This is a genomic window from Paenibacillus sp. FSL P2-0173, from assembly GCF_038008045.1.
Classification (GTDB): Bacteria; Bacillota; Bacilli; order Paenibacillales; family Paenibacillaceae; genus Paenibacillus; species Paenibacillus polymyxa_B.
The window spans coordinates 195409-208546 of the sequence record NZ_JBBOYK010000007.1 but is presented as its reverse complement, the minus strand read 5'-3'; the positions used below and the strand labels follow the sequence as shown (position 1 = coordinate 208546).

Here is a 13138-nt window from a genome sequence, read left to right as displayed (position 1 = left end):
CTGTTATCGTACTGCCCTTATAAGTTCTGGCATTAGTCAGCTAAAATGTATTGATTTAATGTTGCTTTCAGATATTCCTGACGACCGGATACGTTTTTGCGTGGTGTTTCGTTCGCCAAAGCATATTCAGCAAGAGAAGCAAGCGTTGCCTTTCCGGATACGATGTCTGCTCCAATACCTTCTTTAAAGCTGCTGTAGCGCTTCTCAATAAAGTTTTCAAACACACGATCTTCGATCAGTTTGGCGGCTACCTTCAGTCCCTTCGCATACGTATCCATACCTGCGATGTGCGCAAGGAACAAGTCTTCTGGCTCAAATGATGCTCTGCGCACCTTGGCATCAAAGTTGATACCGCCACGGCCCAAGCCTTCATTTTGCAGCACTTCATACATGGTCAGTGTGGCATCATACAGATCAACCGGGAATTCGTCCGTATCCCAGCCCAGCAGCAAATCTCCCTGATTTGCATCCAGTGATCCCAGCATGCCGTTAATCCGTGCTACACGTACTTCATGATCAAAAGTATGCCCCGCCAAAGTTGCATGATTAGCTTCCAGATTAAGCTTGAAATGCTGATCCAGATCATATTTTTGCAGGAAGGCAATCGTCGTCGCCGCATCAAAATCATACTGATGCTTAGTTGGCTCCTTCGGTTTTGGCTCAATCAGGAACTGAGCGTCAAAGCCGATTTCACGCGCATAGTCTACGGCCATATGGAACATTCGTCCCAAATTGTCCTGCTCCAGCTTCAAATCCGTGTTCAGCAGTGTTTCGTAGCCTTCACGGCCTCCCCAGAAAACATAGTTATCCGCGCCCAGACGTTTGCCCACTTCCAACCCTTTTTTAATCTGAGCAGCTGCGTGTGCGTATACATCTGCATTGCAAGTCGAGGCAGCTCCATGCAAATAACGTGGATGGCTAAACATGTTCGCCGTATTCCACAGCAGTTTTTTCCCCGTAGCTTTCATATGTTCCTCAATCAGATCCACGATGGTATCCAAATTGCTGTAAAATTCCTTCAATGACGCGCCTTCTGGTGCAATATCCACATCGTGGAAAGCAAAATAAGGTAAATTCAGCTTATCCAGTAGCTCAAAGGCAGCTTCTACACGTGCCTTCGCCAAATCCAGCCCGGTAAACTTGGACCATGGACGTTCCGCTGTTTCTACACCAAAAGGATCAGAGCCGCCTGCAACCAGTGTATGCCAATAGGCCATGCTAAAACGCAAATGCTCCTCCATCGTTTTTCCCGCTACAATTTCCTGTGGATTATAAAATTTGAACGCAAAAGGATTGTCGGATTGCTTGCCCTCAAAGTTAATTTTAGATACCTGTTCGAAATAAGCCATTATAAGTTCCTCCTTTATAGTAAACGTTTACAAAAACGATTCTAGCACAGCTAAAAGACTTTGTCTATTGCTTAAACTAAGTTTGTTTTTATGATATAATATCAGGAATTACACCAACAGGAAGTGAATTAACATGAATGTCACTGGCGATCAGGCGCTTGTCAAAAAGCTGAATAAATCCATTGTGCTGGAGCGTATTCGCCTTCATGCTCCGCTATCCCGCGCACAGTTATCCAGTCAAACTGGATTAAACAAGGCCACCGTTTCCAATCTGGTGGCAGAGCTCATCACCGATGGACTTGTGTATGAGACGGGATTAGGGGAATCCAGCGGCGGGCGTAAGCCTTTGATGCTACTGTTCAACAGCCGTGCAGGCTTTGTACTCGGTATTGAGGTGAGTGTACAGTACATCAAGGGCGCTCTAACCGATCTGGCAGGTACCATTGAAACAGAGCTTACCTTTTCCCTAACCCAGCATGATCCTGCCTTTATCATGGAACAGATTCGAAAGCTCGTTCAGGAGCTCATGCAGGTCACTCCTCCCTCCCCTCATGGTATCGTCGGCATTGGGCTGGGGGTACCGGGTATGGTGGATGAAACCGGAACCGTTTTGTTCGCACCCAATCTGGGCTGGGAAGAGGTTCCGCTGCGGCAGCAGCTTGAGGCTGAGCTAGGTTTGCCCGTCGTAGTGGATAACGAAGCCAACGTCGGCGCGCAGGGCGAATTGTACTATGGTATGGACGGTGATCACCGACAGCTGGTGCGGGATCTGGTCTACATCAGTGCAGGGTCCGGGATCGGGGCCGGGATTATCATTGACGGCAAACCGTATCAAGGAGCTTGGGGGTACGCCGGAGAGACGGGTCATATGACCATTGATTGGAACGGACGGCTCTGCTCCTGCGGTAGTCGCGGCTGCTGGGAGCTGTATGCTTCGGAGAAGGCGTATGTAGCATCCACATTGAAACTGCCTGCACATAATACAGCGGAATTACTGCCGTTTGCTCAGCAAGGTGAAGCGAGTACATTAAGCGTCCTTAGTGATATTGGGCGATATTTGGGTGTGGGTATTACCAACATTGTGAACAGCCTCAACCCCGGAATGCTTATCATCGGCGGTCCACTGGCGGAAGCCAGACCTTGGTTGGAGCAAAGTATGCGTGAAGTGATTGACGAACGTGCTCTGCCCTATCACCGTCGGCAACTACAGATCCGTTTCTCCACGCTTGGCAGCCGTTCGACGATGCTAGGTGCCGCCTATGCAGCAACAGCTCCTTTTCTCGGGCGTGTGCGCGTATCTTTATAAGAAAAAAAGCGTACGGGAACACTCAAGTTCCTGTACGCCCACTTTTCTCGGGATTTTGCAAAATCCTCTTCTTACAACCCGTTATTGGAGATAACATCCTTATACCAGTAGAAACTCTTTTTTCGTTTTCTTTCAAGTGTCCCATTACCGTCATTGTCTTTGTCCACATATATAAATCCGTATCTTTTTTCCATTTCAGATGAGGAATAACTGACCAAGTCGATCGCTCCCCAGCTGGTGTAGCCCATGAGTTCAACCCCGTCTAGAATCGCTTCATGCATTTGTTCAAAATGTGCACGGAAGTAATCAATACGGTAATCATCCTGAATACTACTATCTTCCTCCACCTTGTCGTATGCCCCCAAACCATTTTCTACAATGAACAATGGTACTTCATAGCGGCTGTACAGCTCATTCAGAGAGAGTCTCAAGCCGACTGGGTCAACCTGCCAGCCCCAATCACTCGTTTCCAGATAAGGATTTTTAACGCCGCCAATCGTATTCCCACTGACTTTTTCCATGCCTTCACTATCCGCACTAGCAACCAACGACATATAGTAACTAAAGGAAATGAAATCCACCGGATGCGTCTTCAAAATTTCATCGTCACCCTCGAGCTTTTCAATCACGATTTCCTTTTCACGGAAGAAGCGTTTCATATAATGGGGATACGCTCCACGAACCTGTACATCCGTGAAAAAATAGTTGAACTGATTATCTTTAAACGCTGCCAGAATATCCTGTGGATTACAGGTGTGCGGATACGTCGTTAGCCGGGTTAACATACAGCCGATTTTAGAATCTGGAATGATTTCGTGACAGTATTTTACGGCTAGAGCACTAGCTATAAATTGATGATGCAGACCCTGATAAACCGCTAGCTCTACATTTTCAAAGCGCTCCGGTAAAATACCACCGCTCGTAAACGGATGGCGCACGATACTATCTATTTCATTAAAAGTGATCCAGTGCTTTACTTTATTTTGGTATCTTTTAAATACAGTCTTACAAAAATGGATAAAGAAATCTACAACTTTCCGTTGGGTCCAGCCCCCGTAATGGTTTACAAGATACATCGGCATTTCGTAATGGGACAGGGTGACAAGTGGCTCTATCCCGTTTTTATGCATTTCATCAAACAGCCGATCATAAAATTGCAGTCCAGCCTCGTTGGGCTTGTCCTCATCTCCGTTGGGGAAAATACGCGTCCAAGCAATAGAAACTCGCAACGTTTTAAATCCCATTTCACCAAACAATGCTAAATCTTCGGGATAGCGGTGATAAAAATCAATTCCCTGACGTTTGGGATAATCATGATCTGACGTGTCCTGCATCGCCTTTTGGATATGCTCCTCAGTCATTGAATTGTGTTTTTTATAATCAGCTTTGCTCACATTCTTTTTGTAAATAGCCATATCTGCTGTAGATATCCCTTTACCATCGACATTCCAGGCGCCCTCTACCTGATTTGCGGCTATCGCTCCTCCCCATAAAAAGCCTTTCGGAAATGTTCTTTTTATTTCTGTCATCTCTAGCTCCTCCTCTTAATTTCTGCTTATGACTCGTTTTAAGTGAATGATCAGATACATGAGTTCTTCATCCGGGATCAAAAGTTCGAATTTGGCTTCAATATATTGTTGAATCGATAATGCACACTTCTCTTCTTCAGGATACTTGTTCACAATTTGGCTCATTAATTCTGGATCTTGAGAATCTAACATTTTATGCTCAAGTAATCTCTGAACAAAAAATTGAAGGTGCGTTAGAAAACGCGAATAGTTGATGCTGTGGGTATCCAGTTCGATTTGGTAATGCAGTTTAATGATGTTCAAAATGTCTTTGACCGTATTGGTCATCAATAAAACCTGGTTCATATTGTTATCGGTTTGTTGAGCATTAACCAAATGAAAGGCGATATTCGCCGCTTCCTCTTCAGGCAGTTCTAGACCGATACGCTTTTCAATCAAGGAGAGCGCATACAAGCCAATACCGAACTCTTCCGGATAAAACTTTTTGACCTCCCACAACATCCGATTCTGAATCTTCATATTTTCTTTAAATCGTTTGGTTGCCATGTACAGATGGTCTGTCAGGGATACATATAAATGCTCATTCAAGTGACTGGATAGTGTATTTTTGGCATAAGATATGATTTCGTCTGCCAGAATCAAATACTCTTTGGGTGTTTCCTTCATTAGCGCCGTCAGATCAGAAGACATGCTTTCATTTTCAAGAACATATATCTTTTCAATCTCGTTCTCATCGACGAAGTCACCAGGTTTGCTTTTAAAGCCGATCCCTTTCCCCATCACGATAATTTCTTTGTGATCCTCACGTTTGGCAAGAACAATACTCGTATTGAGAACTTTAATTACTTTCATATCCAACGACATCTCACTTTCCAGGCTTGATTCCCCCAACAAACACACTGTTAAAGTACAGTAATTAGAGGCTTCTCCGGCCCTGTCTTTTCTGAACTTTCATGACCCATGATTTCCAGATAGTCCGCCGTGTTGGTCACAATAATCGGAGTTATCGTATCATACCCCGCCCTTTGTATGGCTTCAAGTTCAAATTCAATCAGAAGTTGCCCATGCTTAATTTCGTCCCCTTCCTGTACATGCACAGTAAAATGCTGGCCTTTCAGCTTAACGGTATCCAAACCGATGTGAATGAGCAGTTCTACGCCTTCAACTGATTTTAAGGCTATGGAATGCTTGGTGCGGAATACATTTGCTACGATGCCGTCAAAAGGTGCGACCACTTTTCCGCTACTTGGTTGAATAGCCATCCCTTTACCCATTGCTTCCTGAGAGAATGCTTCATCTTTGACCTGCTGTAAGGGAATTACGGTGCCCTCCATAGGTGCGAAAATAACGGTTTTAGATTTGAAGCTTTTACTTATACTTTGTGCTTTAGCAGGCTCGGGACGAGCTTCTTTTTTAGCCGGTTCGGTAACCGTATCTTGAAAGCCGATCATATAAACTGCAATAAACGTCACAATGATCGAAATGGCCATCGTAATAAGCGCATATACCAGGTTAGAGTGATCTTCACTGATAAACATCGGCAGTGATGCAAAACCTGGACCCACAGCTGCATAAGCTTTTAAATTCATAAGACCTGCAAACAATCCGGCAACCCCGGCTCCAATCATACAGGCGAACAGTGTTTTTTTCAGGCGTAAATGTACGCCATACAAAGCGGGTTCCGTAATGCCGAATACCCCTGAAATACCTGCGGACAAAGCAATTTGTTTGAACTTGGGATCTTTCGTTTTCAGCGAGACGGCAAATGCACCCGCGCCTTGGGCCATATTGGAAGCCAACATGGCAACCAGTACCAATGTTTCATATCCTGGTGAAGCCAGCGCAGCAAAAATAATAGGATAGAATACTTTGTGCATGCCGAACATGACGATTAGCGGCATCACGATAGACATCAATACGACTGTAAGCCAGCCGATTCGTTCCTGAATCCAGAATACACCGTTGGACATACCTAAGCCCAAATACGTACCTAGAGGTCCTAAGGCAATGAGAGAAACAGGTGCGACAATCAGAATGACGATTAATGGTTTTAGAAATATTTTCACAGGTCCGGGAGAGATTTTATCAGCAAATTTCTCAATATATGACATGAGCCATATGGTCAAAATAATAGGAATAACGGAGGTAGCGTATTGTACCGATGCTACGGGCAGGCCCGCAAATGTGACAGCTTTCTCACCTCCTAGCAAACTGATTAAGTTCGGATGAAGTAGCACACCCCCTAGGAGTACGGAAACGAATGGATTAGTCTTGAATTTCTGCGCGCTGGAGAAAGCCAGCAGCATAGGCAGAAAATAAAATGCCGCATCCGAGATTACACTTAGGATCATATACGTTTGGCTTTCCTTGCTCATGATTCCGGTTACTGTGCATAGCAAGAGCAGTGCTTTTAACATCCCTGATGCAGCAATGGCCGGAATAATGGGCTGGAAAATACCTGCAATCATGCTCGCAAAACTATTGAACAATCCCTTAAAGCTTCGATCCATCTTCACTTTTTCGGCTTCATCGGAAGACGATTGATTCGGGTCCAGCAATTTGACTAGCTCTTTGTAGACATAGCCTACATCATTTCCTATAATGACCTGATATTGTCCACCGCTATTCACGGCTCCCATAACTCCGTCCAAAGCTTTAATTTCATCTGTTTGTGCCAATTCCGGCTTACGAAGCGTCATCCGTAATCGAGTAGAGCAATGAATAACACTGTTAATATTATCGTTCCCGCCCACTTTGTTAAAAATGGCTTGTGCGATATCTTTGTAATTCATGAGTTACACCTACCTTCTTAAAATAAGGAACAAAAAAAGACCTAAAAAGGGTAGGGAAAAATATCCTACCCAATCTAGGTCTTGCCTGCCGAACAGTAACACGCCTTTATTGGATATTGTGCTATTTAGTTAATTAGAAGTCATAATTGATGGTGCATTGATGAATTGTTACATAGAAGCAACCCGGGTTTTAAGCGCTTACAATTAAAATATAGCACCTATTATCTACAGATGCAATACTTTTCGACAAAATTCTCTCTTTGTAAAAAGAAGTAAAAAGACCTCCATCGCAGCTGTAACTGCAATGGGGGCCTTATTTAAACCATATTACGATCATAGGACCGTCATCTGCTGTTAGGTTGGATTAAGCGTTCAACACTTTTTCAAACTTGGTTTTGTTCATACCGGAAATACGTTCTTCCCCGATCAAAGTCAATGGAACGGCACGAATGCCCATATCCCAAACCTCTTGAGCAAAAGCTTCATTGGTTTCAATGTTGCGTTCTTCGTACTCCACGCCTTTTTCACTCAAATAGCTTTTTACTTGACGGCAATGCGGGCAGTTTGTAGATGTGTATACAATTGCTTTTTCCATGAATATCACCTCATCATTTATTTTGTTACATCATATTTATTCAACCTTGCGAAGATCATTACAGGGCCAGTGCGCTGTGCTCCAAGCTTTCGATGTATTTCTCGCTGTCCATAGCAGCCATGCAGCCACTACCTGCTGCGGTAATTGCTTGTCTGTAGCGTGTATCCTGTACGTCGCCACAAGCGAATACGCCTGGCACGTTTGTTTCGGAAGTCCCCGGATTTACGACGATATAACCGTTCGCATCCGTTGTAATTTGCCCCTCGAGGAAGCCTGTATTCGGATGGTGACCAATCGCCACGAATACGCCGCTAACTGTAATGATCTCCTCTTCGCCTGTTGCATTATTCAGCACTTTCAAGCCAGTGACTCCGTTCTCGTCAGCGATCACTTCTACAGGAGTACGATTAAGCGCCCATTCAATTTTGTTGTTCGCACGAGCACGATCCTGCATAATTTTGGAGGCGCGCATTTCTTCACGACGATGCACCAACGTTACTTTGGAGGCAAAACGAGTCAGGAAATTGGCTTCCTCCAGTGCAGAGTCTCCACCGCCGATGACAACAATTTCTTTGCCACGGAAAAAGAAGCCGTCGCATGTTGCGCAAGTGCTTACGCCACGTCCGATATTATCCTGTTCACCGGGAATACCCAGATATTTGGCAGTCGCCCCTGTGGAAATAATCAGTGTATCGGTAACCAGTTCACCCAAACCTTCTACATCCAATGTAAATGGACGAGCAGTTGTGTCTACCTTGTTTACCCAACCTGTGCGGAATTCAGCGCCAAAACGCTCTGCTTGCTTACGCATATTATCCATCAAATCGGGCCCCATGATTCCTTCAGGAAAACCTGGGAAATTTTCGACTTCCGTAGTCGTGGTTAATTGTCCGCCTGGCTGTGGTCCTTCGATCACCAGTGGGCTCATGTTAGCGCGTGCCAGATAAATTGCAGCGGTCAAACCGGCAGGGCCGGTACCTATAATAATGGACTTGTACATATCTTGGTTCCTCCTAAAATATCATAAGTATTATATAACGAGTTTTCGACACCGGGCGCTGGGCAGCTGCATATACTCTAAAAGTAATTCCACCAGAAGCTTATCCCAAAATGTGGACACCCGGATATTGCAAAAACGAATCACTTGTTTTGTAGGTTCTTATGACTTAGACTGATTCTAAATCCTAATTTCATTATGCGGAAATAGCTGTAAACAGTCAAATGAAGTTTTCATGAAGCGAAGCTTAAAGATAAATTAGGTATGGAGGGATTATCCCGATTATGAATGACGTTTTTGTAGGTAGCTTTATTTCTGCCCTGTCCACTGGACTCGGCGCCGTGCCCATACTATTTATGCGTAATATCACGCATCGGCTTCGCGATGTTTTGTTGGCTTATGCCGCAGGAATTATGACCTCTGCATCCGTGTATAACCTCATTCCCGAAGCGATCGAGCATTCCAATTGGTTCGTGTTGACTGCGGGAATCCTGCTCGGCTGTCTCGTATTACTGGTGATGGAAATGTACATTCCCCATGCGGATTTGGAGGACCCGGACTCCAAGACCTTTCATCTGGAGTCCAAATCTTTTCTCATTATCGCAGCTATTACATTGCACAATTTGCCAGAAGGGCTTTCCGTTGGAGTCAGCTATGCAAGTGAGACTCACAATCTCGGCAATCTGATCGCCTTCTCTATCGGCCTGCAAAATGCCCCGGAAGGCTTTATCGTAGCATTATTCCTTGTGAATCAAAACATTGGCCGTTTCAAGGCATTGGGCATTGCTACCCTCACCGGAGCCGTGGAAATCATAACGAGTCTGATCGGGTTTTATTTGAGTAGCTGGGTGAACGGACTGGTACCTTACGGGCTTGCTTTTGCCGCCGGAGCCATGATGTTTATCGTCTACAAGGAACTGATTCCCGAGAGTCACGGGGATGGCAACCAGCGGATCGCCACATTCTCTTTTATTCTCGGCTTAATTACGATGATTGGGCTAACCGAATGGCTATAGCCGAGCAACACAAAAAAGCTGCCTTCTGCCTGTAATCCAGACAGATAAGCAGCCTTTTTGGCATGTTCACATGAAGGTACCTCATTTTTTTTGGTTCATGGAGCGCAGTGCTTCACGGTACTGCTCATCCTCACTTTTGTGAGTCTCCTTCTCTCTATCAGATATTTGGGAACGTTCATCCTTTTCTTCGTCTTTTCCAGCAAAACCACGTAAAGCCGCACGATAATCCTGATCCCCGTAAGCACCTTTGATGTTCTCGCGATCCTTTTCCACCTTCTTATCCGTCTGGATATCCGGCATATTGCGATGCTCCTCGGCATGGTGTTCTTCGACGTCGAGATTTTTATGCTGCATCTCTCGCGTATGATCTGTCAATTCACGCACCTCGGGTTCCACCTGCACAGGATAAGGACGTTTGCTTCTTTGCCGTGTATCCTCTTCGGTGGGGTGAGTCTTGGGAGAGGACTTGCGCGTCATCTTCGTATTAAATACCAGCAAAAAAATAAAGGCAACCGCAGCTACTACGATAAAAGCAATGGTCATCGGCGGCCTCCTATTCTCTTTCAGCGCTACGGTACCGTCTCGCTATCTCAGCGACCCGTTTGCCCAAAGAGCGACCTAGTGCAAGATCATCACCCGTTGGAAGATTAGGCGGTCCATTGGGGTCTGTCTCCACCGGACATGTTATCCCTACGCCGTAATAGGAGCCGTATAACGCATTTTCCGTAATATTAGCTGGCAGTCCTACAACAATCATGCCTTGATGAAGCATCGGAGTAATCAAATTCAGAAGTGTGGATTCTAATCCACCATGAACAGTAGCGGTTGTGCAAAACACAGCGCCGATTTTATCCACCAGCTTGCCCTGTGCCCACAGATACCCCAGCTTATCAATCCAGCTTTTCAGACCGCTACTAATGGTACCAAAATGGCCCGGGCAACCCCATATGATCGCGTCCACATTCACTAGCTCGTTCACATCGGCCTCGTTCACATGCTTTAGCAACACTTCCGTGTGCTCAAGGCGCGCGCCTTCTGCGATGGAGCGAGCGAGACGTTCGGTATGCTCATTTTCACTGTCATATACAATCATGATTCTGGTCGTCATTATGCGCATCATCCTTTGTCAGCAAAATCATCCTTTTCGCATGCGCTCTTAACCTTGCCCAAAATCCATCTGAATATTATGAATCGTTTGACGCATACTTTGAAAATCCAAGAACTAGGGAGGCATGTTACACATGAATTCACGCGCCATATTAGTCAACTTGCTAGTTATTATCATTATTCTGGCAGGAGGTGGAGCCGCCGCCTATTACTATAATCAATCCGCCAACTACATAAAAACCGATAATGCCCAAGTGAGCGGACAAGCGGTTACCGTTGCCTCTCCAAGCGCGGGCAAGCTCACAGGCTGGAATGCTGAAGTTGGTAAAACCTACACCGCTGGAAGCACGCTTGGGAATGTAGAAGGAGGCGGAAGTCGAATTAGCGTTACGATTCCAACCGATGGTACCATCGTGCAGCAATCTGCGGTCAATAACTCGATTGTTGGGGCAGGCACGCCTTTAGCGAAGGCTTTTGATCTAAACAATTTATGGATTACCGCCAATATAGACGAAACGGCTGTACAGGATCTTCAAGTAGGACAGACCGTAGATGTATATATTGATGCTTACCCGGATACGTCCCTGAGCGGTAAACTCGAAAAGATCGGCCTGGCGACCGCATCGACTTTTTCACTACTGCCCACTTCCAATACCACTGCCAACTATACCAAGGTAACACAGGTCGTGCCTGTCAATATTTCCATTCAAGGTTACAAGGGGCTGGGTATTATCCCGGGAATGAGTGCGACCATCAGAGTTCACAAGTAGGAGGCTGTCATGGATCAAAAAATGTCCGTCGGACGTATTCTGTCCGTGCTGCTGCTAGGCGCCTTCATTTCTATTTTGAATCAAACGCTGCTTAACGTAGCCATTCCACACTTGATGAATGATTTCAATGTATCTGCAACGACCGTTCAATGGCTATCCACCGGATATATGCTAACCAACGGGATTTTGATTCCAATCACCGCTTTTCTGATTGAGTCATTCGGAACACGTGCGCTGTTCATATCCGCGATGGGGTTATTTACTGCCGGGTCTGTCGTCTGTGCTGCCAGTACCGGCTTTGCGCCTATGCTGGTTGGACGCGTTATCCAGGCCAGCGGAGCGGGCATCATCATGCCTGTGGTCATGAACGTGTTCCTGACTGTGTTTCCTCCGGAAAAACGGGGCGCTGCCATGGGTACCATGGGGATCGCCATGATGTTTGCCCCGGCGATTGGACCGACTTTATCTGGCTGGATTGTGGAGCATTACAGCTGGCGGCTGCTATTTTTGCTGGTTATTCCGCTGGCGATCATTGATATTCTGTTCGCCATACGCTGGCTCAAAAATGTATCCAAGCTAACAAAACCGAACTTTGACCTGTTGGGAACCATCTTTTCCACCCTTGGTTTTGGCTTTCTGCTGTATGGCTTTAGTTCAGCTGGAGACAAAGGCTGGAGTAGCAATACGGTAATACTTACACTCGCTGCCGGGATTGTGTTTATTGTAATGTTTATCGTACGTGAGCTGAACATGATACAACCGATGCTGGAGTTCCGTGTGTTTAAATATGATATTTTCACTGTATCGACCTTAGTCGGTGCTACCGTCAACATGACAATGTTCGGCGGGATGCTGCTGCTGCCGATCTATTTGCAAAATATACGCGGCTTTACACCGCTGCAATCCGGTCTGCTGCTGTTGCCGGGTGCACTGCTGATGGGTGTGATGTCACCGATATCAGGGGCAGTATTTGACCGTATCGGCGCGAGGCCGTTGGCGATCATTGGACTGATCATTACGGCAGTCACGACATGGGAATTCAGTCTGCTGACCGATGCCACCACCTACGGACATATTATGATCATCTATACGATTCGCAGCTTCGGAATGTCATTGCTGATGATGTCCGTCCAGACGGAAGGGCTAAACCAGCTACCTGCCCATCTCGGTAGCCACGGTACAGCCATGTCCAACACAGTACGGCAAATCGCTGGGTCTATCGGTACCGCTTGGCTCATTACTGTAATGAGCAGCCGGACCACGATTCATGTAGCGGATTATGCGAATGTCGCTACCACCGCCAATGTTCCTTTAACCGAAGGAGTAGCACAGTTGGGACAAACCCTCGCGCAAACGGCGGGTGTTTCAACAGAAAGTGGTTCAGCATTGGCGCTACAACAGGTGTACCGAAGTGCCGTTACGGAATCGACGATCCATGGCATTAATGATGCCTTCATCATTGCTACAGGGATTGCACTTGCAGGGCTATTGTTTTCCCTGTTCTTGCGACGGTCTACACCGCGACGAAGATAGACGTACAGCGTTAGCGAACTAGAGGTATGAGATGAACTTGCCTTTCAGACAGATAGGCTGGCACTGCAAAAGAAGGAGCATTCATCCCCCTGGATTTTAAGAGGTATGAATGCTCCTTCCTGTTTGTCATCTTGTAATTATTAG

Annotated in this window: 12 protein-coding genes; 4 read left to right on the top strand and 8 right to left on the bottom strand. The window is 45.9% G+C overall.

The window, feature by feature from the left end:
• Positions 1–32: 32 nt before the first annotated feature.
• Positions 33–1349 carry a xylose isomerase gene (gene xylA / locus MKX30_RS25980; protein WP_068938249.1) on the bottom strand — a complete coding sequence of 439 codons (1317 nt, stop codon included), beginning with the start codon at positions 1347–1349 and terminating at the stop codon, positions 33–35.
• Between the two features lie 133 nt (positions 1350–1482).
• Between xylA and MKX30_RS25975 the strand changes: the two genes are divergently transcribed.
• The gene (locus tag MKX30_RS25975; RefSeq protein ID WP_339200907.1) at positions 1483–2655 is read left to right on the top strand and encodes an ROK family transcriptional regulator; all 1173 of its coding nucleotides are present in this window, start codon (positions 1483–1485) and stop codon (positions 2653–2655) included.
• A gap of 71 nt (positions 2656–2726) precedes the next feature.
• On the opposite strand, the gene MKX30_RS25970 is transcribed toward MKX30_RS25975, so the two are convergent.
• From MKX30_RS25970 to trxB, 5 genes are all read right to left on the bottom strand, one after another.
• Complete coding sequence (locus MKX30_RS25970) at positions 2727–4184, bottom strand: glycoside hydrolase family 1 protein (protein ID WP_341063857.1); 1458 nt, start codon at positions 4182–4184, stop codon at positions 2727–2729.
• A gap of 15 nt (positions 4185–4199) precedes the next feature.
• Positions 4200–5036, bottom strand: a complete 837-nt coding sequence (gene licT, locus MKX30_RS25965) for a BglG family transcription antiterminator LicT (protein WP_028541828.1) — start codon at positions 5034–5036, stop codon at positions 4200–4202.
• Between the two features lie 50 nt (positions 5037–5086).
• Positions 5087–6976 (bottom strand): beta-glucoside-specific PTS transporter subunit IIABC, encoded by a 1890-nt coding sequence (locus tag MKX30_RS25960; RefSeq protein ID WP_341063856.1) that lies wholly within the window; start codon positions 6974–6976, stop codon positions 5087–5089.
• Between the two features lie 364 nt (positions 6977–7340).
• On the bottom strand, positions 7341–7571 hold the full coding sequence (locus MKX30_RS25955) for a glutaredoxin family protein (RefSeq protein WP_007432162.1): 231 nt from the start codon (positions 7569–7571) through the stop codon (positions 7341–7343).
• A gap of 58 nt (positions 7572–7629) precedes the next feature.
• The gene (gene trxB / locus MKX30_RS25950; RefSeq protein WP_023990316.1) at positions 7630–8571 is read right to left on the bottom strand and encodes a thioredoxin-disulfide reductase; all 942 of its coding nucleotides are present in this window, start codon (positions 8569–8571) and stop codon (positions 7630–7632) included.
• Between the two features lie 281 nt (positions 8572–8852).
• Between trxB and MKX30_RS25945 the strand changes: the two genes are divergently transcribed.
• Positions 8853–9584 (top strand): ZIP family metal transporter, encoded by a 732-nt coding sequence (locus MKX30_RS25945; RefSeq protein ID WP_053326102.1) that lies wholly within the window; start codon positions 8853–8855, stop codon positions 9582–9584.
• Positions 9585–9665: 81 nt separating this feature from the next.
• On the opposite strand, the gene MKX30_RS25940 is transcribed toward MKX30_RS25945, so the two are convergent.
• A complete protein-coding gene (locus tag MKX30_RS25940) occupies positions 9666–10127 on the bottom strand; it encodes a hypothetical protein (RefSeq protein WP_068938252.1) in 462 nt (153 codons plus the stop codon).
• A 10-nt stretch (positions 10128–10137) separates the two neighbouring features.
• Entirely contained in the window at positions 10138–10692 is a 555-nt protein-coding gene (locus MKX30_RS25935; protein WP_028541824.1) for an NAD(P)H-dependent oxidoreductase, read from the bottom strand.
• 133 nt (positions 10693–10825) lie between these two features.
• On the opposite strand from MKX30_RS25935, the gene MKX30_RS25930 reads away from it, so the two are divergent.
• A complete protein-coding gene (locus MKX30_RS25930) occupies positions 10826–11461 on the top strand; it encodes an HlyD family efflux transporter periplasmic adaptor subunit (protein ID WP_028541823.1) in 636 nt (211 codons plus the stop codon).
• A 9-nt stretch (positions 11462–11470) separates the two neighbouring features.
• On the top strand, positions 11471–12994 hold the full coding sequence (locus MKX30_RS25925) for a DHA2 family efflux MFS transporter permease subunit (protein ID WP_023990320.1): 1524 nt from the start codon (positions 11471–11473) through the stop codon (positions 12992–12994).
• The last annotated feature ends 144 nt before the right edge of the window (positions 12995–13138 follow it).